Genomic DNA, 25,383 nt, shown 5'->3' with positions numbered 1-25,383 from the left:
TAAAGCATATAACAAATATGCTTGCTGAAGCGGATAGTAGGCTTTTGCAATGCGTTAAAATTTATCACGATATAGCCAAGCTAAAAACTAATTTTCAAATTTATATCAAAAATCCTACCGAAAAAATTGCAGATAAAAATCATGCTTTATTATCCGCTTACATATTTTTACTAAATTCAGAATTTAATGAGCTAGATACGGCTTTTGGGTTTTTATCCATCGTATCACACCATGGAAATGTAGAAAATTTTTGCGAGCTTACAACGCAAAATAAAAATTTCGGCAAATATTTTGAGAGCTCGAAGGAACTAGGTTTTTGGGATGAAGTCTTATATAAAGCTTTAGGTTTAGAAATTTACAAAGATATTAAAAGGGATAAAAATGAGCTTTTAATTAAAGCTAAACATTTAAGAGAATACTTCAAATTTGCGAAAAAGAAGTTTGATTACGATGACTTTTTAAATTTCAAAGACATATTTTCGTCGCTTATTTATAGTGATAAATATGAAGCTATTTTTAATCAAAGAATTCCTGTTTCTAAACCGGCGAATTCTAATACGATCGAAAAATATATCAAAGCCCTGGAAAATCGTAAGCCAAATGCGAAAAGAAGCGAGTTTAGAAAATTCGTTTTAAATAATTTCGATGTAAATCATAATCTTTTTACTTTAACCGCGCCTACTGGCTACGGCAAGACTTTGACTGCGCTAAATTTTGCCGCTAAATTTAATAAAGAACGTATTATTTATGTGCTGCCGTTTACGGCTATCATAGATCAAGTTTATAATGAGATAAAAGAGATTTTCAAAGACGATAAAAATATATTAATTCATAAAATTCATCACAAAACTACGATAGATGAAAGCACTCCGCAAGATCGCTATTCTAAAGTTAAATTTTTGATGGATTCCTTTAGCGGAGATATTAACGTAACTACGCTATATCAATTTATATTTGCACTCTTTGGAAACAAAAATAAAGATAGCGTAAAATTTAACCGATTAAAAAATAGTGTAATAATAATCGATGAGGCGCAGGCGGTACCGTATAAGTTCAGGGCAGATTTTATGAAACTTTGCGAGATGATGGCGGAAAGATTTGGCTGTATTTTTATCTTTATGTCCGCCACGATGCCTATTGTTGATGCGACTAAATTTAAAGAAATTTCAAATTTAGATTATTTCAAAGATCAAAATAGATACGTTTTAAAGTGGTTTGATGGTGACGAGAGTGCTTTAAAAGACAAGATTAGACAATTAGCAAAAAGCAAAAATACACTAGTCGTCGTAAATACCATTAAAAAAGCGCAAGAGCTATTTTTGGAATTTTACGATGAATTTAAAGTTTTTTGCCTAAACGGATATATGTGCGACGATCACAAACGAAAAAATATCGAAAATATAAAAGATGCAATTGCAAAAAATAAAAGTGGGCACGGTGATCCGATCTTGCTAATTTCTACACAGTCTATCGAAGCTGGCGTGGATTTGGATTTTGATGTTGGATTTAGAGAGATAGCGCCCATTAGCTCGATTATCCAAACTGCCGGTCGTATAAATAGAAATTTCGCAGCTCTGGGAGAATTATACGTATTTAACGATATTCGCGACTATTCCGATCTCATTTACGGTGATTTAAAACGCATTAGCGATAATATTTTGGTAAAAATTCTAAAGCAAAGGGATATCATCGAAAGCGAAATTTTAGATATTTCCACTAGGTATTTCAGCGCCATAAAGCAAAGCCTAGAGAGCTTATTTTTAGCGGAGCAGATGCGAGAGCTCGGATTTTACGATATAAACGAAAAGATTAGCGAGGCGATGGATGATAGGCTTAAAATTTTAGTAATAATTGAGCCAAAAGAAGATTATATTAAAGAATTTCAAAATGAAATTTTTGAAATCAATAGGCTTGATATGGACAAATTTAATAAGAAAGATATATTTACGAATACTATTAAGAAAATTAATAGATTTGGTGTAAATATCACAGAATTTGATGCAAAGCGTTTAAATATAAAGCGTATTGATGGGCTAAAAGATGTCTATTATTTACCATTCGGCGATACTTCATACAATAATAATTTCGGGATTAAAAAGGATGCCGCCTTAAATCTCAAGAATGAGTTTTTCGACTAATGTTTTGCAAAGACCAAATCACCGGCACGCTTGTGAATTATTACATCATCTGTAAGCGTGAGGCGTGGCTTTACGGACACAATATTCACGCCAATCAGGAAGATGAAAACATGCTAATGGGCAAGGCGCTAGCAGACATCAAAGAGAACGGTTTGCAGGAATTCGCATTTTCAAATTTGAAATTTGACAAGCTTTCTAAGCAGCGCGGACATTATCTCATCACCGAATATAAAAAGAGCCTAAAAAATCCAGAAGCAGGCAAGATGCAGCTACTTTTTTATATCTATCTTTTAAAAATGGGCTTAAATTTAAAAGAGGTGAAAGGCAAGCTAATTAGCGGCAAAACCGTCATAGCCATTGAGGATAACGCCGAAAATTTCACTAAAATTGAAACAATTCTAAACGGCATTACCGCCCTTGTGAACGAGCCAAAGCCGCCTAAATTTAGCCCGCAAAAGATTTGCGAGAGTTGCGCTTATTGTGATTATTGCATTTAGGAGATAGGATGTACGCTATTTTATTTTACGATATTTCAAGCAGCGACGAAAAGGAGAAAAATAACGCCGCGCACGTCCGAAAGGCGGTCGAGAAGTTTCTGCCTCGCGTGCAATTCAGCGTTTTCGAGGGTGAAATCAGAGCGAGCGATCTTAAAAAATTAATGGCGATTTTGCAAAAAGAGTGCGCCAGCAAGCTTGATTCCGTGGTAATTTATACTTTTAATTCGCTAAAATATTCACAGCGCCTCGTCATCGGACGCGATAAAAACGAAGCAATATTCAGCTAAAATTTAAGGATAAAGTATGCAAAAATCGGATCGCACGCATTTTATTTTAAGCCCAGGCCGATTGCGCCGCAAAGATAATAATCTATACTTCGATAAATTTAACGACGAGGGAGGAATTCTAACTAGTAAAATTTTGCCGATTAACGCAATTGATGAAATTTATATTTTGGCGCGGGTAGAGCTTGATACCTATGCTATGGCGTTTTTGGCTGATAATAACATTTTGCTGCATATTTTTAGCGCCTATCAGAGCTTTCGCGGCAGTTTTTTTCCGAATACTTCAAATTCCGTAAACAAAAGTGGCTTTGTGCTTTTGGCGCAGCTGCGGGCTTTTGACGATCTTTCTAAGCGCCTTTTTATCGCTCGCGAAATTACTCGCGCTCGCATCTTAAATGCAGCCATTAATTGCAAGGTTTACGGCGTCTCGCTCGATACTGCGCCGCATCTGGATGCTCTAGCGCGCGCCTGCGACATGGCAGCGGTAATGGCGGTGGAAGGCAGCTTTGCCAAGCAATATTTCGCAGCTTGGAACGAAATCATCGAGGATCAGCGCAGTTTTAAATTTACGACGCGCTCCAAACGCCCGCCGGCGGATAAAATTAATGCCCTCATTAGCTATGTAAATACGCGCATTTATAACATCTGCCTCAGCGAAATTTACAAAACCGAGCTTGATCCGCGCATCGGCTTTTTACACGAGCCAAACTACCGCGCGTTAAGCCTACATCTAGATCTTGCAGAGATTTTTAAGCCTATTTTAGGCGATAGGTTAATTTTTGGAATGTTAAATAAACGCGAGATTACGGCAAAAGATTTTGAAACGGATGCGGGGCGTATTAGATTCGGTCGAGAAGCGGTGCAAAAGATCGAACTAAAAATAATTGAGAAACTATCATCTTGCGCGAACGTAGCGGGACAGAGCTTAACCTGGCGTCAAATCATCCGTCGCGAGGCCAATCAGATTAAAAAATACGTCTGTGAAGGCGTGCCTTACGAGGGGTTGGTATGGCGGTAGGTCTCAGGGCTTCAAGCTTAATTTATGCTTTTTTAATCTTAACTAGAATCATTTGTGCCTATAGATTGTGCCCTCTTAAGATGCATGTCTTTTGAAATAAATTTGATCTGAAGCACGGAACGACGAACGAATTGGCTTTAAAAACGCATATGCTTTTAAAATTTCAGCTTTTTTTGTTGTTCATACTTCGATTTTTTGAATATCTTATATTGAGATTTTAACATTTGCACTCACAATACATATAGATAGCGATAAAGTTGCTTTTAAGATTTTGAAATGCCGAAATCTTGGGCATTGAGCAATCGGCGCTTTTTTAAATTTAGTCCATTTTAAGGCATAAAAATATATACTCCTAACACTTTCTACCTAGAAAAATGGCAAAATTCGTGCTGTAGAATTCCATCCCGTTGGGAATTGAAACGAATTTATTTTACTTTCAAAGGCGATACGTTGATGTAGAATTCCATCCCGTTGGGAATTGAAACTTTTTTCTCAATCATAGTGTGGTTTTTGCTTATATGTAGAATTCCATCCCGTTGGGAATTGAAACTTGCAAATTCTCTACGGGAATTATTGCAAATTCTGTAGAATTCCATCCCGTTGGGAATTGAAACACTTTCGCTAGCCTACAAGCCAAAGAAAGCGTAGGTAGAATTCCATCCCGTTGGGAATTGAAACATTTTTTTATCGCCCTCGCCGTGGGAGCAAACGCAGTAGAATTCCATCCCGTTGGGAATTGAAACGGTAGTATCTCTTTTCTATTTCCTTGAGTTGCCTAAAGTAGAATTCCATCCCGTTGGGAATTGAAACAGTCCATTCAAAAGGCTTATAACAGCGGTATTAAGGTAGAATTCCATCCCGTTGGGAATTGAAACCTCTCTATAGCTTTGCGAAAGTGCTTGATAGTGAGTAGAATTCCATCCCGTTGGGAATTGAAACTTTTTCAGGGAATAATTTGCTATCTCTCAGGAATAAAAGTAGAATTCCATCCCGTTGGGAATTGAAACAATTTCAAAACACCTTTATTCTTGAAAAACTGATTAAGTAGAATTCCATCCCGTTGGGAATTGAAACTTTGGTAATACCATATATGTAAAATACTCAGTATCTGTAGAATTCCATCCCGTTGGGAATTGAAACGAATGAGCTTTAAGCCTTTGCTTTCTATGGCTTTGGTAGAATTCCATCCCGTTGGGAATTGAAACGTATTTTTGAAGAACTAACTTTTGAGCCCTCAATAATGTAGAATTCCATCCCGTTGGGAATTGAAACGCATGGAGGTGATGGCACATGGCTGAAAGAACGAGTAGAATTCCATCCCGTTGGGAATTGAAACTCCGAGTCGAAAGCGGCTATAACGAGCTTGCGATCGTAGAATTCCATCCCGTTGGGAATTGAAACTATCTTTTGTAGCGACTGCATGCATTTCTTATAGCTTGTAGAATTCCATCCCGTTGGGAATTGAAACCTTTCAGGAATAGCATAGATGTCTCTCCAAATACCGTAGAATTCCATCCCGTTGGGAATTGAAACAAGCTTGTGTCAGCCTCTCCTCTTCGCTCAGATTACGTAGAATTCCATCCCGTTGGGAATTGAAACAATCTTGATGACTTCACTCAGATTGATTTAGATTCGTAGAATTCCATCCCGTTGGGAATTGAAACAGTTTATGAATGAAAGACGTCGAATTGTTTCTACTGTAGAATTCCATCCCGTTGGGAATTGAAACAATTTACATCACTCCAACGCAAGCTTAAAACCTCAGTAGAATTCCATCCCGTTGGGAATTGAAACCAGCATTGCAACTAACACAATCAAGAAGAACACCGTAGAATTCCATCCCGTTGGGAATTGAAACGCAGTTCACTCTCACAGCTCTTATCCTTGATGGTAGAATTCCATCCCGTTGGGAATTGAAACAATTTCTGCAGAATGGATATAACCCGTCCATCTGCGTAGAATTCCATCCCGTTGGGAATTGAAACAGAACAAATTCCGCAAGTTTTCCAAAAGAAAGCTTTCGTAGAATTCCATCCCGTTGGGAATTGAAACGCTCTTGGCATAATCCTGCACGTTATATTGCGGAGCGTAGAATTCCATCCCGTTGGGAATTGAAACTTATCTTTGAAATACGCGAATGTTAGGTAAGTGTTAAGTAGAATTACATCCCGTTGGGAATTGAAACTTTGGATTTTTAGAAAAGACAGAAGCCTCACAAGAGTAGAATTCCATCCCGTTGGGAATTGAAACGACATGACAATCAAGGTGTATGCGCGGTTTCTACAGTAGAATTCCATCCCGTTGGGAATTGAAACTATGGCGGCGTGTCCTAAATTTTATAAACTCGCGTAGAATTCCATCCCGTTGGGAATTGAAACTAACGTCGCGAGCAATGCCGTGCTGGCGTTTTTGGTAGAATTCCATCCCGTTGGGAATTGAAACTCCTATATTTTGGCTCTATCATTGTCCTGCCTCCAAGTAGAATTCCATCCCGTTGGGAATTGAAACTCGTTGTTCTGCGGCACAAAGGGGAGGGATTTGGGTAGAATTCCATCCCGTTGGGAATTGAAACGTTTTTTAATCTCGCCCAAAAGCTCTTTATTTTTGGTAGAATTCCATCCCGTTGGGAATTGAAACAAAATGATGAAGCGCGGGGTAAACTCCCATTTGCGTAGAATTCCATCCCGTTGGGAATTGAAACTTCCTTATCTTTCTTACTACGTCGTTTTGATTATCGTAGAATTCCATTCCGTTGGGAATTGAAACTCCTTTTCTCGCGGTAATCTAAATCCGAGCGCATAAGTAGAATTCCATCCCGTTGGGAATTTAAACAGGTCAATGGTCGGCAGATAACTGTCCTGACTGGAGTAGAATTCCATCCCGTTGGGAATTGAAACGCTCCTTTTGCTGATTAAAGCGGCGCGCGCCCACGGTAGAATTCCATCCCGTTGGGAATTGAAACAGATGCTATCCTCGTGCAGGATTGTGCCCAATACCACGTAGAATTCCATCCCGTTGGGAATTGAAACTTGAAAATCATTTCGTCGAAGCTTCGTCCGATATGGGTAGAATTCCATCCCGTTGGGAATTGAAACTGCTTGCCATAGTGGCGGTCTCTTTCCGCACGGTGTAGAATTCCATCCCGTTGGGAATTGAAACAGATTTTATCAAATGCCCTTGTAATGGGTGTTTGGGTAGAATTCCATCCCGTTGGGAATTGAAACCAAAACCTAGAAAAAACCCTAGAAATAGAAACAAGAAGTAGAATTCCATCCCGTTGGGAATTGAAACGTTCTCTTGGGCGTTATGTTCGGCGTAAAAAAAGGGTAGAATTCCATCCCGTTGGGAATTGAAACGCTAACTAATAGCGGATTTAGAAAGGTCGGAGTGTAGAATTCCATCCCGTTGGGAATTGAAACCCAATATTGAAGCTCTCTACCGGGCGTAGATAGCGTAGAATTCCATCCCGTTGGGAATTGAAACTTTCGCACCGCATGGAAAGATATGAGCGACGAGCGTAGAATTCCATCCCGTTGGGAATTGAAACGAGATGAGAATGAGTTAAGTTTCGATTAAGAAAACCGGGTAGAATTCCATCCCGTTGGGAATTGAAACAGCGATGACGACAAATCAAAAGATGATATTTCAGAGTAGAATTCCATCCCGTTGGGAATTGAAACTCTGGTTTGACTCCTGTAGTCGTTCCTCATCTTTCGTAGAATTCCATCCCGTTGGGAATTGAAACTTGCTACCTTATCACCAATCTCGACAGAGTTAAATGCGTAGAATTCCATCCCGTTGGGAATTGAAACGGATTTTTTCCGCCACTTCGTGGCTCATCGGCTCGTAGAATTCCATCCCGTTGGGAATTGAAACTCGGAGTGAGGACATCCTTGTATTCCGTCCTTACGTAGAATTCCATCCCGTTGGGAATTGAAACTCAAGATACCTCGCCGTAGTGCGAGCCTGCGCATTGTAGAATTCCATCCCGTTGGGAATTGAAACGCCCCTTGATCGCGCCCTCCAGATCGTCCATAGCGTAGAATTCCATCCCGTTGGGAATTGAAACTTATTGTAGGTCACGTTGTAGATGCCGCGCTTTTCTTGTAGAATTCCATCCCGTTGGGAATTGAAACAAGCTACAGCTGGGATTCGGCTTGTTGCAAATCCCGGTAGAATTCCATCCCGTTGGGAATTGAAACTTCGTGGGCTAAGCTATTTAAGCAAAGCGAAGTAGAGTAGAATTCCATCCCGTTGGGAATTGAAACCTCATAGGGCTTTTGACAAAATAGAGGCTCTCTGCTGTAGAATTCCATCCCGTTGGGAATTGAAACGATAAGGTAATTGCCTCTAATGCTCCCAAAAAAGAGGGTAGAATTCCATCCCGTTGGGAATTGAAACGAGGATGAGGAAATTTCTAAAAATCCGCTCGTTCACGTAGAATTCCATCCCGTTGGGAATTGAAACAAGGTTTGCGTGATCTCGGCAACCTAAATATCCTAAGTAGAATTCCATCCCGTTGGGAATTGAAACGTAATAAGACGACGAGCAGGTTCTACGGCTTTATAGTAGAATTCCATCCCGTTGGGAATTGAAACTACCTCTGTAAGAATCCGCGCTCGATCATCTCATGTAGAATTCCATCCCGTTGGGAATTGAAACTATGCCAAGAACGGCTGATTAAAGTCAAAGCAGAGTAGAATTCCATCCCGTTGGGAATTGAAACATCCCCTTTGCATATTCCTCTTCGCTAAGCCCTAAAGTAGAATTCCATCCCGTTGGGAATTGAAACAATTTAACCTGCGCGAATATGGAGGCAGAATTTAGCCGCCGTAGAATTCCATCCCGTTGGGAATTGAAACCATCAGCCATAGCGCTCACGGCACTAAAACCAAGGTAGAATTCCATCCCGTTGGGAATTGAAACAACGGCAAAACCCCCTATGCTTTTCCTTAAAGTTTGCGTAGAATTCCATCCCGTTGGGAATTGAAACGAAAGTTTAGCGACCCTAGCACTAGGCTTCCCGGGAGTAGAATTCCATCCCGTTGGGAATTGAAACCGCTTTGCACGGCTCAAAATCTATCAAAAAGCTGTGGTAGAATTCCATCCCGTTGGGAATTGAAACTCCCAAAACAGGCGAAATTTTAAACGCTCTTATAAGGTAGAATTCCATCCCGTTGGGAATTGAAACATAGGAAATATATTATGCCAAAGAAAAGGTTAAAGTAGAATTCCATCCCGTTGGGAATTGAAACAAACCTAGCGGATTTTTTGCAAGTATCTCATAAGGTAGAATTCCATCCCGTTGGGAATTGAAACGTGCCACCCTCAACAGCTTCATTAAGTTCATTTAGTAGAATTCCATCCCGTTGGGAATTGAAACGCGATAGCGGTCGCTTTCTCATAAGCTTCGGCGTCGTAGAATTCCATCCCGTTGGGAATTGAAACTTTTCCCTGAAAGAATTGAAAAATTTAGACAAATTGTAGAATTCCATCCCGTTGGGAATTGAAACAGTATCTCTGATCGAAGTGATCGTAACTGCCGTTTTGGTAGAATTCCATCCCGTTGGGAATTGAAACTACTCATAGCTGTTTTGAGTGGCGGTGCCGTTTTGTAGAATTCCATCCCGTTGGGAATTGAAACACGAAAAGCATCTGTTTTGGATAAAAAGGAGATTTGGTAGAATTCCATCCCGTTGGGAATTGAAACTACTCTCGGCATAATGATCAATCGCCGCCTGCCATTGTAGAATTCCATCCCGTTGGGAATTGAAACTGCCGTCACGTTCTATAAAACGCACGTCTGAATCGTGTAGAATTCCATCCCGTTGGGAATTGAAACAATAAAAATGATAGTGAAGTTACTATTGAAGATGTAGGTAGAATTCCATCCCGTTGGGAATTGAAACACACACAAACGCCTACTATATCGCTTTATGAGGCAGTAGAATTCCATCCCGTTGGGAATTGAAACCCTGATTTTAGAGATGTCGATTGTCAAACCGAAAGAGTAGAATTCCATCCCGTTGGGAATTGAAACAATTTCGGATTCTTTCGCCTCATTCCCGCAATCGGTAGAATTCCATCCCGTTGGGAATTGAAACAATCCATTCAAAAGGTTTATAATGGTGATATTAAACGTAGAATTCCATCCCGTTGGGAATTGAAACGTGAAGCTAGACACCATATCATTGATTTCACTTGTGTAGAATTCCATCCCGTTGGGAATTGAAACTTCTGCCACTGCATTTTATAGCGTCCCGCAGGAATGTGGAATAATTCTATCCTTTGGGAATTGAAACGCCTAAATGGGCTTATTGCACGATTTGCGTAGGCGGTAGAATTATCTTGTTGAAATCAAAACGGATTTACGCGATATACCTTTTGCGGCAGGAATGGGTAGAATTCTCATCTCGCTAGAAAATTTAAAAGATTAGTTGTGGCTGGGATAAGATACAGCATGGGGTACTTATGTGAAATTTCATTCGGTTTCAATTTGCCCACCAAATATATTAAATTTATAGGTTACGAATAAAATTTTGAAGTTACTTATAGATTAAAATTTTAACGAACTGTATATTTGCCACAATATAAATAGATTTAAATGCAACTCATTTAATAGCAAATTCAAAATATTTGTAAAAATGCATACTAGGGATATTAAAAGCTAATTTAAAGTAAGAATTCCGCATTAATTTCAATTAAATTTACGCTACAAATTTAAGATCATGTGTCAAAGTTAGAATTTAAAATTAAATTAGATGATGTCAAAGAGGCAGAAAGATGGAAAAAATTTTATAAAGCAGAATTTGGTAGCATCCTCTGAAACTGCAAAACAAAGAATATCGGCGTGGTCGTCATAAAAAGGAAAAATCATCTAAATTTAATGGATGTTACCGCCTTTGCCACATAAAGTATAATAAATGCCTCCGCCAATTATTTTTTAAAATTTTTAAAAAATTTCTTCAAAAACGCCTTGTAAAAGATCGCGAATTTCGACTCTTTTTTCTCATAAATCACGCGAAAGACGCCCTGTAGATCCAGCTTTTCTTGCAAAGTAATGTTTTGCACTCTACTCTCCTATAAGTTTTTTTATCTTATGCAGCACAAACGCAGCGTCGTCGCTATCGAGCTCACACAACATCTGGCATATCGCGGTCGCGGCTTGCGGCTTGGTCGTGCCCAAGCGCCAGTCCTGATACGTCCGCATCGATACGCCTAACCTCTGCGCCATCGCAGCGTGCGAGATCTTTTTGCCGTTGTTTTTAGCTTCGACGGCATTGTGCAAAATGTTGAATATATCGCTCGTTTCTAACATATGAAAATTATACAAATTTATTCGTTAATTATACATAAAATCGTATAAAATGAATAAAAATCGTGTTATTCATAAGTAAAAATAGCAAAACACTTCGTTTATCCGTATGAATTATACAGAATACTGCATAAAATAAACATAAAATTTTATAAAATTTTGCATATTATGCCGTAAAGATGAACCGGCTTGCACAAACAGGCATCTTATAGAACGGCACATTAAATTTTAAACCGGGATAGAATGAAATTTTACATATCGAAGCTTTCGGGATTTGATTTTTTTGATCGGTTCCGGCAGCTATTACAAACAAGATGGAATTTTACCCTATGCCGAGCCATATCTGCCAGTACAAAGAGCTTTTCAACTCCTAGTGGAATAGAATTCTACGGAAAGGCGGTGGATGCGGGATATGTGAGTTTCGCATTTCAATTCTCGTTGGAGTTTGAAACATTTCAATTTGCTCTTTAAGTTCTTTTATCTTTTCGTGTAAATTTCCTCCGTTGGGAATTGAAACTATGGGCGACAACCGCAGAGAAAAGCAAGCGACGAGGTAGAATTCTATTCCATTAGGAATTGAAACGTGATATACTTCATCACGTAGCCCGTAGCGTTGTGTAGAATTCCATCCCATTAGATAGAATTTCAAAGAATCTTGAGGTGCACAATCATAGAATTTAATGCGTTTCTATATATTAGGAAATAAATCCCTAATGAAGCAATTCCTAGCAAGCCTCCCTAGCGAGTAATCTCCATTGGCAAGATTCAACCCTTTTTCTTATCCTTCTTGTTCTTGCGAGAGGGGCTTTCCAGCTTGCGCCAAGCCTCGCTTTTTTGGCTATCCTCCATTAGCACTATCTCCCTGGTGCCGTTTCGCACGAGGTTTGGATCCACCGCAAGCTCCTTTGCATCGATCTTTTCGGGATAGTCTATGCGCGAGAGTATGCAGCGGAAGGCGTTTAGCCGCGCGATCTTTTTGTCGTTGCTATCAAGGATCGTCCACGGCGCAAACTCGGTATTTGAAGCTAGTAGCATCGAGTATTTTGCGAGCGTGTATTGATTCCACAGCTCTTGCGATCTCGCATCCACCGGCGAGAGTTTGTATTGCTTCAGCGGGTCGGTACGGCGCGATTCAAAGCGCCTTTTTTGCTCCTCTTTGGAGACCGAAAAGTAAAATTTAAACAAAATTATCCCCGCGCTTACCAAAAGCTCCTCAAATTTAGGCACTTGGCGCAGGAAATCTTTATGCTCGGCGTGGGTGCAAAAGCCCATCACCGGCTCGACCATCGCGCGGTTGTACCAGCTGCGGTCAAAGATCGCAATCTCGCCGCCGCTGGGTAGGTGCGCGACGTAGCGCTGGAAATACCACTGCGTCTTTTCGACATTGCTCGGCTTTTCGAGCGCTACGATGCGGCATCCGCGCGGGTTTAGGTGCTCGGTTAAACGCTTGATCGTGCCGCCTTTGCCCGCCGCGTCGCGCCCCTCCATCAAAATCAAAATTTTTAAGCCTTTTTCTTTTACGAATTTTTGCAGCTTCAAAAGCTCGATCTGGTATCTTTGCAGCAGCATCTCGTAGTCTTTGAACGAGATTTTTTCGTACTTTGAGCTTTTAAATTCTATCTCTTTCAGCGCTATTTCGCCCGTTTCGGTTTTGATCTCTTTGCTCATATAGCCTCCTAAAAATTTTAAGGAATTTTACAAAAAAGTTCTTTAGATTACACTATAAATTCATACTTATTACGTTAGAATGTAGGAAAAAATTTCAAAGGATAAAATTTGATCAGATCACTGATTTTGGCAGCGTTTTTTCTCTTAGGTTTGGGCGCCGAGCCCCTGAAACCCTCCGATGCGTTCAAGCTTAACGCGGCGGCGCAAAGCGATAGCGTAACGCTAAGCTTTGATATCGCGGACGGGGTTTATCTCTATCAAAACGAGATAAAAATTTTCATCGGCAGTGCGGAGGTCACAAATTTAATAAATCTGCCCGCCGCGACCGAATATAAGGATTATAAAATTTACGAGGGCAATTTTAGTGTTACCGTGCCTTTAGGCCTCGTGCTCGCAAATGCCGCAGACAGCGATGATTTCGTGCTTAACGGCGATTTTTTGGGTTGCACGAAATCCGGCTTTTGCTACCAACCGCAGCAGTTCGGCTTTAGCTTCAAGCGCGTGGTGGAGGGCTATCAGATCAGCAAAATTTCAAACTCCGAGCTGAAAAAATATCGAAAAGGCGCAAATTCCGCGCATATTTCTGACACGTTCAGCGCACAAGGCGGGGCTGTAAATTTTAAAAGCAATACTACAGCAGCGGGCGCAGAGACAGATTCCGTGGCGGACTCGCACGCAGCGGGAAATTCCGCGGCAAGCTCGGCAGAAAACGCCGCTGTAAATTCCCATCAAACTTCTGCGCACAAAAATCCGCACGCAAATTCCATCTCCGAGCAGGATAAAATTTTAAACGTTCTTGGCAGCAAGAGCTTCATCGCGGCGATCGCGCTGTTTTTCGGCTATGGCGTGCTGCTCTCGCTAAGCCCTTGCGTCTATCCGCTCATCCCGATCCTCTCGTCGATCATAGTGGCGAAAACCTCCTCTAAGCCGAGCGCGAAAACGAGCCTCGCCGTAAGCCTCGCGTATATTTTTGGGATGGCGAGCTCGTATGCGATTTTAGGAGCTTTCGTAGCGATTTTTGGGCAAAATTTACAAGGTCTGCTGCAAACTCCGCTCGCGCTGATCCTAACCTCGCTAATATTCGCCGCGCTCGCGCTTTCGATGTTCGGATTTTACGAGATCCGCCTGCCTGCGCGTTTTCAAAGCTTCTTAAACAGCAAAAGCGAAAAGAGCGGCGGTCTGATCGGAGTTTTTTCGATGGGGCTTATCTCGGCTCTTGTCGTATCGCCGTGCATCTCCGCTCCGCTTGCGGGTGCGCTCGTTTATATCGCGGGCAGCGGCGACGTCTTGCTGGGTGCGGCGGCTCTTTTTGCGCTTGGGCTCGGAAGCGGCGCGCTGCTGCTTGTGGTGGGGCTTGGCGGCGCACTACCGAGGCCCGGAGCTTGGATGGAGGCGGTGCCTAAAATTTTCGGCTTTTTGCTGCTTTTTACGGCGGTGTGGATTTCGCGCGCGCTCATCGGCGAAAATTTAAGCCTGCTGATTTATGCGGTTTTGGGCGCGATTTTCGCAGGATTTTTGGGGCTGTTTGACGGCGGCGCGAGCGGGATAAAGCGCGCTTTGGCCCTTGTAATCGCGCTATATTCGGCGCTGCTGCTTGCAGGCTTTGCCAGCGGCGCGAAAGATTTTTCCAGACCGCTTGGTAATCTAATCCCGCAAAGCACGAGATATTCCAGCGGCGGCCCCGGCGGCGAGAGCTTGCAAGCAGGCGAAATTTTTCGCGTTAAAAATTTAAGCGGCGCGCATTTTTCGTTTGTGCACGATCTGGCGCAGCTGCAGGGCGAAATAGAAAATTCCAAAAAGCCCGTGATAGTGGATTTTTGGGCTAGCTGGTGTAAAAATTGCGAGCAGAGCGAGCGAGCGTTCGCAGATCCCGCTCTTGCGGACGCTCTTGATAAATTTAGCCTTTTTAAGATCGATCTTAGCGAAGATAGCGAGCAAAACAGAGCGATAAAAGCTCATTTCAACGTATTCGGCCCGCCTACGATTCTGTTTTTTCAAGAGGGCGCCGAGATTACGAACCTGCGCCAGATCGGCAGCGTAAATTCCGAAAAGCTGGCTGAGATTTTAAGCGAAATTTAGTGAAATTTAGATAGATTTCAAACAAAATTTAGTTTTAAGGATTGCGCGATGATAAGCAAAAATAGGGCTACGAAAGAGACCAAAATCGAGCTTGAGCTGGAGCTTTACGGGCGCGGCGCGGCGCAGATACAAACTGGCATCGGTTTTTTCGATCATATGCTTAGCGCGTTTGCCAAGCACGCGTGGATCGATCTGAGCTTGCGCTGTGAGGGCGATTTGCAGGTCGATTTTCACCACAGCGTCGAGGACTGCGGCATCGTGCTCGGAAGCGCGATCAAAGAGACGATCTATCCCGCGCAAAACATCGAGCGCTTCGGTGATAGCGTCGTGGTGATGGACGAAGCCGCCGTAAGCGCCGCGCTTGATTTTTCCAACCGCGCGTTTTTGGTATTTGACTGCCCGAGCCTGAAGCGCGGCAAGATCGGCGAATTCGATGCCGAACTCGTGGAGGAATTTTTTCGCGCTCTGGCTTTCAACGCAAATTTTACGCTGCATCTAAGCCAGATCCGCGGCGAAAATCTACATCACGTCGCAGAGGCCGCGTTTAAGGCGTTTGCCGTCGCATTCCGTCGCGCGATAAGTATCAACGAGCGCGCCGGCGTGCCTAGCACCAAGGGCGTTTTATAACGGCAAATGCGCGCTAAATTTAGCAAAATTAGCAATTCGCGGTTTTGTAATTTTATCGATGTTTGAAATTTTACTATCGCCGCTGCTTGAAATTTGCAAAATTTCGCTTTTGCTTGGGCGAGGATCGCCGCTTTATTAAGAGTTTGCTTTAAGCGCATTTGCGCTTGCGCTCTTGCTTGACTGGCGCGTAAATTTAATCGGAGCGCTAAAATGCCGCTTTGCATATTAAAATTTAAAGGTAAAAGATGAATAACCTGGAATCGTTTATGGAGATTTTAAATGTGCTGTTTTTGATCTGCTTTGTTTGGCTTGTCGCGTGTTTGATTAAATTTATCAGATCAAAAGACGAGCCGGAGCGCCATAAAAGAGATAGAAAATTTCTAATTATTTCGACGATTGCGTTTTTGTGCACCCTTACTCCGCTGGTATATTTTGAGTGGCTGCCGGATCTATTCATCTCGATCTCGGTTTTGATCGCGCTGCCGATAATTTCGTTTATTTTCCTCATCGTGTATTTGGTAAAATTTATTAAATCTGCTAAAAGCGAGCCCGAGCGCCGCAGGAGGATTAGAAATCTCCTGATCCTTTCCGCGTTTTTATTCATAATCTTTTCGGCGGTCTTAACCGGCTTTTTATGGCTGCTTAATAGCGCGCTTGCGCATATGTGAGGCACAAAATGAGCGATGAAATTTTTCAAAAAACGATCGCCGTAATATTGACGGCTTGGGCGATCAGCGTTTGTGCGCTAACCGCAGCGGCGCTGTATCTGCAGAGCAAATGCTCGATCATCTCCTATATTGCAAACGGAAACTAAGATGAAGCGTGCAATTATCGCCATTTTGCTGGTGTTTATCTTGATGGCTTTCGATTTTACATTTTACAGCCTCGTCGTGAAGCGATACGTAAATCAAAGCAGCGCCGAGATGCAGACCAAATCGATCGAGCTGCATAAATTTCTGCCGTTTGAGCAGGGCTCGCAGATCGTGCGCGTTAGCTCCAGCTTAAAACTTAGCGGCAATCTGCCCATAATCGACGGAGCAGCGGCTTTGTATCCCGTCTTTTCGGCGTTCGTCGCGGCGAGCTATCCGAAGGAAAGCGTGGAATTTGACGGGCAAAATTTCACGAATGCTAGCAGGCTTAAATTTAGCAATACCCGCGGCGCGTACAGGGCCATAAGCGACGGCAAGGCGGATCTCATTTTCGTCGCCGCCCCTTCGAAGCAGCAGCTTGATTATGCGCAGGAAAAGGGCGTGCGCTTGCGCTTCGTGCCGATCGGGCTGGAGGCGTTCGTCTTTATCATAAATGCAAATAATAAAGTTTCAAATTTAACCGTGGATCAGGTGCGAGGGATCTATTCTGGGGAGTTTGACGATTGGTCGCAGCTCGGCGGCGAGCGCATGCGAATAGATGCCGTGCAGCGAAACGCGGGCAGCGGCAGCCAGAGCGCGTTTTTGAAATTTATGGGCGAGACACAACCTAAGCGCAAGATCACTGGCTTTTTCGGCAGCGCGATCGGCTTTTCGTTTCGATACTACGTCGAGGGGATCGTGCAAAACGGCGGCGTGAAGATGCTTAGCCTAAACGGCGCGTATCCGAACAAAGAAAATATCTCTAGCCGTAAATACCCGCTCGTAGCCGAAATTTACGCGGTTTACGACGAAAACAACAAAAACGAAAATATCCGCATCTTGATAGATTGGATCCTTTCGCCGCAGGGGCAAAGCATCATCGAAAATAGCGGCTACGTGCCGATTAAAGGCTAAGATCGCAGCTTAAATTTATACGGCGTTTGCCAAAAATTCAGCCAAATTTCGTTAAAATCACAAAATTTCAAAAAACGGAAAACGAAGTGATAAAGATCATATTTTTAGACGTAGACGGCTGCCTTAGCGACGGCGGGCTGTACCATTCAAACGGCGGCGAAGAGATGAAGAAATTTAATGTAAAAGACGGGTTTGGCATCCAGGAGTGGCAGCGGCTGGGGCTAAAGGTCGCGATCATCACCGGCAAAAGCTCGCAGATCGTCGCAAACCGCGCGCGCGAGCTAAAGATCGATACGCTCTTTCAAGGCGAAAAAGACAAGCTCTCAAGGGCGGAGCAAATTTTAAAAAATTTCAACCTAAGCTTCGATGAGGCCGCTGCAATTGGCGATGATATAAACGACGCGAAGCTTTTAAATGCGGTCGCGATCAGCTTCAAGCCCGCCGATGCGCTAAGCTCGCTAAAAGCGGACGTCGCGCTAAGCAAAAACGGCGGCTGCGGCGCGGTGCGCGAGATGATCGAAATGCTCGTCGATAAAAACGGCATGCGCAAAGAGTGGAATAGCAAATGGCTGTAGTTTCGCAAGCGCGCGTGAGAATGCCTGCGAGGGGCGAAATTCCGCGCAGATCAAAAGGAGCCGAGCGATGGTGATAAAAATTTTCTACGTCGCGATTGCGATCTTTTGCGTCGCGATGGTGTTTTTAAGCGTGCAGACGCCTTATTTTAGCGATATGTTTAGGCAAGATCTAAGCATTGCGAATATGGAGATGAAAAAGATCGTCGATTATCAGATCGGCGAGCGCGTGGATGCTAAATTTACCGCGGACGGCGGCACTCGCTATAAGGATCGCGACGAGTTTGTAAATTTTAAAGCCGAGGAGATTGGCGCAGATCTAAATCACACTTTGGTTTCAAAGACCGCGACGCGCGCAGGCGAGCTGATAAAATTTAACGGCGACGCGCACTATGTAAATAGCAGAGGCTTTGATTACACGGCGCAAGAGATCATCTACGATACGAGCAGCAAGATCGTCCGCTCAGACGTGCCGTACGTGCTGCGCCAAGGCGGCGACCGTATCACGGGCGCAAGCATAAGCTACGACACCAAAACCAAACAAACAAACTCAAAAGGAATCCACGCATGGTATTTAATAAAAGATCAAAACTCCACAAACTAATACTTTCAGCTGCGCTAATTTCGGGCTTTAGCGCGACTACTCTTAGCGCCGCGCAGGAGCAGGTCGAGGTCACGGCGGATAATTTTTTCGCCGACGAGATCAAGCAGATCAGCGTGCTGACGGGCAACGTTCGCATCAAAAAGGGCGCTTATGATACGCTAAATTCCGATAAAGTGACGATCTATTTCGACGCCAAGCGCCAACCTACAAAATATGTCGCGACGGGAAACGCAAATTTTAAAATTTTACTCAATCAGAAGCATTACGACGGCAAGGGCGGCGTGCTGACCTACGATCCGACTATCGAGGCTTACACGCTTGAAAACAACGCCTATCTGCACGAGGCCGAGACCAAAAAGGAGGTTTACGGCGATAAGATCATCGTAAATCGCCAAAAGGGCACCTACGAAGTAAAAAGTGGCGGCGGCGAGAAAAAGCCCGTGCGTCTGATCTTTCAGGTCGAAGATCAAAACAAATGATCTATCCTAGCAGCGCGCAGTTTATCACCTCCGCCGCAAATATCGGCGGTGCGCCCGAGTTTGCGATGAGCGAAGTGGCGTTTTTGGGGCGTTCCAACGTCGGCAAAAGCAGCCTGATAAACGCGCTTACTGGGCGCAAAAATCTAGCCAAATCAAGCTCGACGCCGGGCAAAACGCAGCTGATAAATTTTTTCGAAGTTAAATTTAAACAAAAGCTTGCCGCAGACTCGGACGGCTCGCAAAATGAAACATCGCCCGATCTAGCGAGCAAAGAGGCTTTAAGCTCGGCTGCAAATTGCGCGCAAGATCACGCGGAGGCTGCGGCGTCTGAGCGAAATTTGAAGCAAGATTGCGTTTTAAATTTAAAAAGTGCCTCGGCGGATTTTAGATCGGATCGCGAGACAGATCTTGCGGCGGGCTTTGCGCCGAATTCAGCGCAAAGCCCCGAATTAAATTTTAAGGGCATATCCGCGCTAAGCTTAGCGGGCAACCCCGCCTTTTCGGATCTTGCTAGCTTGGGTGAAAATATCTCTTTGATCTTCGTGGATCTGCCGGGGTTTGGATACGCTAAGGTTTCTAAAAAACTGCATTATATCTGGCAAAAAAATCTCGACGAATTTATCAAAGAGCGCCTAAATATCAAGCTTTTCGTCCATCTCATCGACGCGAGGCAGTTTGATCTTACGATAGATAAAAATTTGCAAAGCTATCTCGCTAGTTTTCTGCGCGGCGATCAAAAGGTCGTGAGGCTCTACACCAAAGCCGACAAGCTCAACCAAAGCGAGCGCGCAAAGCTTTTGAGGCACGATCCGCAGGCGATTTTGGTCTCTACGCTAAAAGGCAGCGGGCTTGCGAAAGCGCGCGAGATTATTGTGCGCAGGGCGTTTGGATTATGAAATTTCTAAATTTAAATACGCAAAATTTCGCGGCGCAGAATTTCAAAATAATTAAATTTAGCGGATATAAAATGCACCGCGAAAATTGCGCGAAGATTAGGGAAAATTTTAGATGATACGGCTAAAAAAAGCGCGCCTTTGCGACATTTCGCGCATGCAGGAGCTCGTAAAAGAGGAGGTGCAAAACGGCGTGATCTTGCCGCTTGAAAGCGATGAAATTGCGGCGAATATCCGCTCATACGTGCTGGCGTTCGGCTGCGATTTTAAGGCGGATACGAGTTTTGATTCCAAGGAAAATTTGAGTTTTGATTCTAAAGAAAATTCCGATTTAAATTTAGTCAGGAATTTTGATTCAAATTTAGCGCGCAATGCCGATTTAAATTTAATCCAAAGCTCCGCCGAAAATTTTGCCGAAAATATTTCTGAAAATTCCGCCGAAGATGCCGCGGGTAATTTTGCGCCGCAACTAGCTACGTCTCAAAATAGCGCGCCACGAAATAGCGCAGCGCAAGTCGTATCCGGGGCGAGCCGCGCGCAAGCGGGCAAAGGGCAAAATTTACGGAGCGAATATTCGCAAAGCGCGGGCGTTTTGCAAACCGAACGTTCGCGGCTTTGCGAATCGCAGTCCGCAAAAAATGCCGAAATCTTGGCGGGCTTTGCTTCGCTTAAAATTTTTAACGCCGATCTTGCCGAGGTGCGCTCGCTCATCGTCGCTCCGCAGTTTCGCAGGCGCGGCATTGCCAGAGCTATCGTAAACGAGCTGCTAGACGAAGCGAAATTTTATGGGCTAAAAAGCGTATTTACGCTCACCTATCAAAAGGAATTTTTCGAGCGGCTCGGTTTTACCGAAATCCCAAAGGACGAGCTGCCCGCGCAAAAAATTTGGGCCGATTGTATTAAATGCAAAAAGTTTCCGGTATGCAACGAAATCGCACTTATCTATACCTTATAGCGGACACTCTTTTTAGCGCGGGGGTTCTTTTCTACCTACTTCTAAGTGCGGTGTATAGGTGGTTGCCGCCGCTGATCGGATTTTTTTTCACGGCGATGGTGGTACAAAAATATGAAAACGACGTGAAATTTAAAAAGTTCGGCTTTACCTGGTTTTTCTCTATTTTTTATCTGTTTTGCGCCGAGCAGATCCACGGATTTAACCTATTTAGCGTGGCTATCGCGTATTGTATATTTTATTTCGTGGTCTATGAAAACTCATTTAAATATATTAAATTTAGAAATTTTTTGATCTGCTTTTACGTGATGATCAGCTATGTTTTGGTCTTTGTGGTGAGCAACGCGATCTCTGCGATCAAAAAGAGCGAGTATCTGCCCCTAAGCGGCGAGTATTTAAATTATATCGTGATTGAAATTTTGCTTGCTCTGCTCTTTTTTAAGGGGCGGCTGGTATGAGGCTAAAGTTCGTATTCGTATTCGTGATACTATTTTTTAGCATGCTTTTGGTTAGAATTTATTATCTTTCGATCAAATCAAACGAATTCTACGAGCAGGTCGCTAAAAACAACGTCATCTCTACCGAATACATCCCGCCGGTGCGCGGTCAAATTTTAGATGCCAAAGGCCGTCCGCTTGCGATAAATAATCTCGGCTTTTCGCTATCCATCGCGCCGCATCTAAAAGACGCCGCGCTGCAAAGCGAGCTGAATAATATCTCGCGCTACTTCAAAGATCTCAATGTCACCGCGATGAGCAAGAGCTACAAGGACGCAAATTCCGCTTACAATCAAGATTTTATCGAAGTCGTGCCGTTTTTGGACTACAACGCCACGATACAGCATTTCGCAAGCTTGAGCCTGCACGAAAATATTAAAATTTCGCCCGCTTCGCAGCGCTTCTACCCTTACGGCGCGCTTGCTTCTCATATCATCGGCTACGTAGGCCGCGCCAATAAAAAAGATATCCAAAACAACCCCCTAAGCGCGCTTACCGGATACAACGGCAGAAGCGGCGTCGAGGGGTATTATAACGAGCTTTTGCAGGGCAGCAAGGGCGAGCGCAAGACGAAGGTTACGGCGCTAAATCAGGTCGTGGAGGAGATCTCGATGCAAGAGCCCAGCAGTAGCGAAATTTCGCTCACCATCGATCTTGAGCTGCAAAAATACCTCGAGGAAATTTTTAAAGATAAAGACGGCGTAGCGATCGTGATGGATCTGCGCGACGGCGCTATCATCGCGGCGGGCAGCTTCCCCGAGTACGATCTGAACACCTTCGTGGGCGGAATTTCGCAGGCGCAGTGGGACGAGCTGATAAAAGATCCGCGCCATCCGTTTACGAATAAGCTCGTAAACGGCCTCTATCCGCCGGGCTCTGTCATTAAGATGGCTGTGGGGATGAGCTTTTTAAACAGCGGCAAGATCAACGAAAACTGGAGCGTGTTTTGCAGCGGTGCGATAGAGCTTGGAGGGCGTAAATTTCGCTGCTGGAAGAGCTGGGGTCATGGCCGCGTGAGCCTAGTAGAGGCGATTAAAGGCAGCTGCGACGTATATTTTTACGAAGGCTCACTGCTGGTGGGGATCGACTATATGTCCGCGTATCTACAGCGTCTGGGATTTGGTAGTAAAACGGGCGTCGATCTACCCAATGAGTTTGTAGGCACGATGCCTAATAAGGCCTGGAAAATGCAGAAATTTAAGCGCGCGTGGTATCAGGGCGAGACGGTCAATGCCTCGATCGGCCAGGGCGACGTGCTCGTCACCCCTATGCAGGTGGCGAAAAACACCGCGCAGATCGCCTCGGGCAAGGCTATCATGCCGCATTTTTTAAAAAGCATCGACGGCAAGCCGGTGGAATTTACCCCTACCGAGCTTTTCACGCCGAAAGAAAAGGCGCAGCTGCCCCTCGTGCGACGCGGCATGTATGAGGTCGGCAACAACCCAGACGGAGGCACCGCCTACAAGCTCATCCATACCGCAGTAGTGCCTCTAGCGGTCAAGACGGGAACCGCGCAGGTCGTAGGCATCTCGCAGACCACCAAAAAGCGAATGAAAGAGGCCGATATGGACTACTTCCACCGCTCGCACGCCTGGATGACGAGCTTCGGTCCGTATGACAAGCCGCAATATGCCGTAACAGTACTAGTTGAACACGGCGGCGGAGGCGGAAGCGCGGCAGGCCCCGTGATAATGCAAATCTACGAAAAACTCGCCCAGATGGGCTACATCGACGCCAACGCAACGACCATCAAAGACAGCGCAAAGAAAACGAAGTAGAGCGGAATTTAAAATTATAAAATTTTAGAATTTTGCCCGTGCTTCGCGGGCTTGGAATTTTATCTAGCCTCCATAGGTTTAAAATTTTAAAATTTATCCGCTTTCGTAAGTCTGAAATTTTAAAATTTAGTTTGGAGCATCGATGCATAATTTTAAAATTTTATAAAACTTGGAGGAGATAGAATTTTATCTCGCCTTTGCCTGTTTGAAATTTTAAAATTTAGCGTAGCACAGAGACTTTGAAATTTAGAATTTTACCCGTCCTTTGCAGACTTGAAATTTTAAAATTTAGAACAGCAAAAGACCCTAAAATTTGGTAGGTAAAGCGGTTTTAAATTTTAAATGCATTATATATTAGCGCATAGGCGGATATAAACATATCGCGGTATAATCCGAGAATTAAATTTTAAGGAGTGAAGAATGGCGTTTGAAAATGCAATCATCACAAAAAAGGATGATGAGAAGTATGGACTTAGCGAGATTTGGTTAAAGTATAATTCAAAGTACGATACTTTTATTAATAGGTTGGAGTGGACTATAGATAGAGATAGAAATTGTTGGTTATGGAAAATGTATAATTTTGAGGATCCGAATTACGATAGAGCGTTGCTTGCAAAAGCCGTATGGATCTTATGTTGCGATAGCACTCAAATATATGTAGTGTTGGATCAAAAGGTAGCGGATACGCGATCGGACGAATTCCACAGAATCTGGGGGCTTCTAGATTTAAAACCAAATCATACGCAAAATCTTAGTAAGCAAGATATTTTATGCCTGTTAAAAGAAATTTTAGAAGTATATAGGGACTGTGATTTGTGGAAACCGGAGTCGAATTATACTATGGAACTACAAAACTTAACTGATAAAGGGGAGAAATAAAATGGCAAATTTAACACTAGAACAAGCAAACGCAAGATTGGCTTTAGCTAATTCACTGGATGACATTATAGGTATTTTAAAAGAAATAGATATAAACTCGTCTGGATCAACAACTGTATTTTATAGTGGCATAAAAAATGATATAATTGATGTGATTAGTACAGCTGGTATGGTAACGCATGGTATTGCAATAATGGCAGGTGTTGCTTTCAGGGAAGGGAAAAGGTAAATATGAAATTTAAAACTTATACGCATGTAATTTTACAAAGTATTATTTTGATTAGCACTATTTTCATCGTTTATATTGTTTATAAAATTAATTTTAAGAAACAGGACGAGATTGTTAAAATTTCAGTAGAGGCTTTGCCTAATAGAAAATGTATTTCCAAAGGAATCGATATAACAAAAAAGCTTAGTTTATATCTTCAGTCGAAACAAGATACAGAAAATCTTGACGTAATACGATTGTTTGAAGACAATGGTTTTATCTGCCAAACAAAGACGAAGTGCCATTTTGAAGATTATGTAATGGGGCGAAAAAGAGGATTGGTGTTGATTTTGACGAAAATCTTACAATAACATACGCTTATATTTTAAACGGCGATTGCTAATGAAATTTTTAAGGATTTATTATGATAATGGAAAGAATTGAGATAGGTTACATAGACTTAGGATTATTTTGGCATTCTTTTTTATTATATACTGATAAAAATGGCAAGCAAAGTTATTTGCGTGCGGGTCCAGCGGAGAAATATGGTGTAGGTGATGGTGTATTCTATAAAGTTGATGAGCTATCGATAAGCAGGGGCGAATACATTGAAGGCACTGTTGACTATCCACTGGACGGACATCCATATCCAACTGAAGTACTGTTACAAGGCGAAGATTTGTCTGGTGTATGGAATAATGTAAATAAAAGTGCAGATAAATATGAAGCAGGTTATGCATACATTGGCACGAGACAAAATTGCAATACTTTTACTGTATCTTTATTGAAAGAGAATGACATACCACTTCCAAAATTCAATACATATACTGGTTATTGGACACTTGGATTTAATGATGACTTAAATAAAATATACGGTGGTCTTAAATATGAATATTATCTGGAGATTAAAGACTTACTAGGCGAATATATTGACGATATCAAGAAATTCTTCGGCTTTACCTCTATCAATATCGTCGACCCTCTCGCCATTGATCTCAACGGTGACGGCAAGATCGGTATCAATCCTATATCCATAACGGCTTCGGATAAAAAATCAGGCTCGGATAATAATGAAAGCGGCGGAGCCTACTTCGATCATAACGGCGACGGAGTATCTCACAGATCTTCTTGG

21 protein-coding genes, 2 pseudogenes and 1 CRISPR repeat array are annotated in these 25,383 nt (G+C 43.1%); of the genes and pseudogenes, 20 read left to right on the top strand and 3 right to left on the bottom strand.

The features are described from left to right. The first annotated feature begins 17 nt into the window (after positions 1–17). From cas3 to cas1, 4 genes are read left to right on the top strand one after another with little or no spacing between them, the layout of a single operon-like run. On the top strand, positions 18–2,138 hold the full coding sequence (gene cas3, locus Q0380_RS07575; RefSeq protein WP_298962157.1) for a CRISPR-associated helicase Cas3': 2,121 nt from the start codon (positions 18–20) through the stop codon (positions 2,136–2,138). Beyond that, positions 2,138–2,635 carry a CRISPR-associated protein Cas4 gene (locus Q0380_RS07570; RefSeq protein ID WP_298962154.1) on the top strand — a complete coding sequence of 166 codons (498 nt, stop codon included), beginning with the start codon at positions 2,138–2,140 and terminating at the stop codon, positions 2,633–2,635. The genes cas3 and Q0380_RS07570 overlap by 1 nt, the downstream gene beginning before the upstream one ends. Before the next feature lie 8 nt (positions 2,636–2,643). Next, the gene (gene cas2, locus Q0380_RS07565; RefSeq protein WP_298027918.1) at positions 2,644–2,922 is read left to right on the top strand and encodes a CRISPR-associated endonuclease Cas2; all 279 of its coding nucleotides are present in this window, start codon (positions 2,644–2,646) and stop codon (positions 2,920–2,922) included. Between the two features lie 16 nt (positions 2,923–2,938). Continuing rightward, entirely contained in the window at positions 2,939–3,937 is a 999-nt protein-coding gene (gene cas1, locus Q0380_RS07560) for a CRISPR-associated endonuclease Cas1 (protein ID WP_298962150.1), read from the top strand. A 391-nt stretch (positions 3,938–4,328) separates the two neighbouring features. Continuing rightward, positions 4,329–10,239: direct repeats of the CRISPR family, unit length 30 nt; unit sequence GTAGAATTCCATCCCGTTGGGAATTGAAAC. A gap of 634 nt (positions 10,240–10,873) precedes the next feature. On the opposite strand, the gene Q0380_RS07555 is transcribed toward cas1, so the two are convergent. The 3 genes from Q0380_RS07555 to ppk2 form a co-directional block, all read right to left on the bottom strand. Beyond that, a complete protein-coding gene (locus tag Q0380_RS07555; RefSeq protein ID WP_297881635.1) occupies positions 10,874–11,008 on the bottom strand; it encodes a hypothetical protein in 135 nt (44 codons plus the stop codon). Position 11,009: 1 nt separating this feature from the next. Further along, on the bottom strand, positions 11,010–11,255 hold the full coding sequence (locus tag Q0380_RS07550; protein WP_040303199.1) for a helix-turn-helix transcriptional regulator: 246 nt from the start codon (positions 11,253–11,255) through the stop codon (positions 11,010–11,012). Positions 11,256–12,017: 762 nt separating this feature from the next. Then, complete coding sequence (ppk2, locus tag Q0380_RS07545) at positions 12,018–12,920, bottom strand: polyphosphate kinase 2 (RefSeq protein ID WP_298962146.1); 903 nt, start codon at positions 12,918–12,920, stop codon at positions 12,018–12,020. A gap of 108 nt (positions 12,921–13,028) precedes the next feature. Here ppk2 and dsbD point away from each other — a divergent pair, with 108 nt between their 5' ends. From dsbD to Q0380_RS07465, 16 genes and pseudogenes are all read left to right on the top strand, one after another. Beyond that, entirely contained in the window at positions 13,029–14,999 is a 1,971-nt protein-coding gene (dsbD, locus tag Q0380_RS07540; protein ID WP_298962143.1) for a protein-disulfide reductase DsbD, read from the top strand. Between the two features lie 48 nt (positions 15,000–15,047). Next, on the top strand, positions 15,048–15,626 hold the full coding sequence (gene hisB, locus Q0380_RS07535) for an imidazoleglycerol-phosphate dehydratase HisB (RefSeq protein WP_298962140.1): 579 nt from the start codon (positions 15,048–15,050) through the stop codon (positions 15,624–15,626). A 245-nt stretch (positions 15,627–15,871) separates the two neighbouring features. Next, complete coding sequence (locus tag Q0380_RS07530; RefSeq protein WP_298962137.1) at positions 15,872–16,294, top strand: hypothetical protein; 423 nt, start codon at positions 15,872–15,874, stop codon at positions 16,292–16,294. Positions 16,295–16,302: 8 nt separating this feature from the next. Next, positions 16,303–16,440, top strand: coding sequence for a hypothetical protein (locus tag Q0380_RS07525; protein WP_297881384.1), 138 nt, complete (start codon positions 16,303–16,305; stop codon positions 16,438–16,440). A 1-nt stretch (position 16,441) separates the two neighbouring features. Beyond that, positions 16,442–17,389, top strand: coding sequence for a substrate-binding domain-containing protein (locus Q0380_RS07520; protein ID WP_298962134.1), 948 nt, complete (start codon positions 16,442–16,444; stop codon positions 17,387–17,389). Between the two features lie 86 nt (positions 17,390–17,475). Next, positions 17,476–17,964, top strand: a complete 489-nt coding sequence (locus Q0380_RS07515) for an HAD-IIIA family hydrolase (protein ID WP_298962131.1) — start codon at positions 17,476–17,478, stop codon at positions 17,962–17,964. Between the two features lie 67 nt (positions 17,965–18,031). Further along, positions 18,032–18,565: an LPS export ABC transporter periplasmic protein LptC gene (gene lptC, locus Q0380_RS07510; RefSeq protein ID WP_177389114.1), complete on the top strand. Its 534-nt coding sequence runs from the start codon at positions 18,032–18,034 to the stop codon at positions 18,563–18,565. After that, positions 18,529–19,044 (top strand): lipopolysaccharide transport periplasmic protein LptA, encoded by a 516-nt coding sequence (gene lptA, locus Q0380_RS07505; RefSeq protein WP_298962126.1) that lies wholly within the window; start codon positions 18,529–18,531, stop codon positions 19,042–19,044. Before lptC ends, lptA begins: the two co-directional genes overlap by 37 nt. Next, positions 19,041–19,340, top strand: a pseudogene (locus Q0380_RS10505) (GTPase); the annotation flags it as partial. The gene lptA and the pseudogene Q0380_RS10505, both read left to right, overlap by 4 nt. 237 nt (positions 19,341–19,577) lie before the next feature. Next, positions 19,578–19,940: pseudogene (locus tag Q0380_RS10500) on the top strand (YihA family ribosome biogenesis GTP-binding protein); the annotation flags it as partial. Between the two features lie 112 nt (positions 19,941–20,052). Beyond that, on the top strand, positions 20,053–20,892 hold the full coding sequence (locus tag Q0380_RS07490) for a GNAT family N-acetyltransferase (RefSeq protein WP_366806662.1): 840 nt from the start codon (positions 20,053–20,055) through the stop codon (positions 20,890–20,892). Then, on the top strand, positions 20,859–21,347 hold the full coding sequence (locus Q0380_RS07485) for a hypothetical protein (RefSeq protein ID WP_298962120.1): 489 nt from the start codon (positions 20,859–20,861) through the stop codon (positions 21,345–21,347). Before Q0380_RS07490 ends, Q0380_RS07485 begins: the two co-directional genes overlap by 34 nt. Continuing rightward, positions 21,344–23,164 carry a penicillin-binding protein 2 gene (mrdA, locus tag Q0380_RS07480; RefSeq protein ID WP_298962117.1) on the top strand — a complete coding sequence of 607 codons (1,821 nt, stop codon included), beginning with the start codon at positions 21,344–21,346 and terminating at the stop codon, positions 23,162–23,164. Before Q0380_RS07485 ends, mrdA begins: the two co-directional genes overlap by 4 nt. 420 nt (positions 23,165–23,584) lie before the next feature. Then, entirely contained in the window at positions 23,585–24,043 is a 459-nt protein-coding gene (locus tag Q0380_RS07475) for a hypothetical protein (RefSeq protein ID WP_298962114.1), read from the top strand. Position 24,044: 1 nt separating this feature from the next. Next, positions 24,045–24,272 carry a hypothetical protein gene (locus Q0380_RS07470; RefSeq protein WP_298962111.1) on the top strand — a complete coding sequence of 76 codons (228 nt, stop codon included), beginning with the start codon at positions 24,045–24,047 and terminating at the stop codon, positions 24,270–24,272. Positions 24,273–24,681: 409 nt separating this feature from the next. After that, a partial coding sequence (locus Q0380_RS07465; RefSeq protein ID WP_298962108.1) for a hypothetical protein occupies positions 24,682–25,383 on the top strand: 702 nt, incomplete at its 3' end.

Source organism: uncultured Campylobacter sp. (assembly GCF_937959485.1).
Taxonomy (GTDB): domain Bacteria; phylum Campylobacterota; class Campylobacteria; order Campylobacterales; family Campylobacteraceae; genus Campylobacter_B.
The sequence above is the reverse complement of the archived record's forward strand: the minus strand, read 5'-3'. Positions and strand labels throughout refer to the sequence as shown.

Bases quoted from the DNA above. Each gene is read 5' to 3' on its own strand.
- lptA (WP_298962126.1), top strand. From the start codon at position 18,529: ATGGTATTTAATAAAAGATCAAAACTCCACAAACTAATACTTTCAGCT.
- Q0380_RS07485 (WP_298962120.1), top strand. From the start codon at position 20,859: ATGCAACGAAATCGCACTTATCTATACCTTATAGCGGACACTCTTTTT.
- Q0380_RS07530 (WP_298962137.1), top strand. From the start codon at position 15,872: ATGAATAACCTGGAATCGTTTATGGAGATTTTAAATGTGCTGTTTTTG.
- Q0380_RS07470 (WP_298962111.1), top strand. From the start codon at position 24,045: ATGGCAAATTTAACACTAGAACAAGCAAACGCAAGATTGGCTTTAGCT.
- Q0380_RS07550 (WP_040303199.1), bottom strand. From the start codon at position 11,255: ATGTTAGAAACGAGCGATATATTCAACATTTTGCACAATGCCGTCGAA.
- Q0380_RS07520 (WP_298962134.1), top strand. From the start codon at position 16,442: ATGAAGCGTGCAATTATCGCCATTTTGCTGGTGTTTATCTTGATGGCT.
- hisB (WP_298962140.1), top strand. From the start codon at position 15,048: ATGATAAGCAAAAATAGGGCTACGAAAGAGACCAAAATCGAGCTTGAG.
- cas3 (WP_298962157.1), top strand. From the start codon at position 18: ATGCTTGCTGAAGCGGATAGTAGGCTTTTGCAATGCGTTAAAATTTAT.
- cas1 (WP_298962150.1), top strand. From the start codon at position 2,939: ATGCAAAAATCGGATCGCACGCATTTTATTTTAAGCCCAGGCCGATTG.
- lptC (WP_177389114.1), top strand. From the start codon at position 18,032: ATGGTGATAAAAATTTTCTACGTCGCGATTGCGATCTTTTGCGTCGCG.
- Q0380_RS07525 (WP_297881384.1), top strand. From the start codon at position 16,303: ATGAGCGATGAAATTTTTCAAAAAACGATCGCCGTAATATTGACGGCT.
- cas2 (WP_298027918.1), top strand. From the start codon at position 2,644: ATGTACGCTATTTTATTTTACGATATTTCAAGCAGCGACGAAAAGGAG.
- Q0380_RS07570 (WP_298962154.1), top strand. From the start codon at position 2,138: ATGTTTTGCAAAGACCAAATCACCGGCACGCTTGTGAATTATTACATC.
- Q0380_RS07475 (WP_298962114.1), top strand. From the start codon at position 23,585: ATGGCGTTTGAAAATGCAATCATCACAAAAAAGGATGATGAGAAGTAT.
- mrdA (WP_298962117.1), top strand. From the start codon at position 21,344: ATGAGGCTAAAGTTCGTATTCGTATTCGTGATACTATTTTTTAGCATG.
- Q0380_RS07490 (WP_366806662.1), top strand. From the start codon at position 20,053: ATGATACGGCTAAAAAAAGCGCGCCTTTGCGACATTTCGCGCATGCAG.
- ppk2 (WP_298962146.1), bottom strand. From the start codon at position 12,920: ATGAGCAAAGAGATCAAAACCGAAACGGGCGAAATAGCGCTGAAAGAG.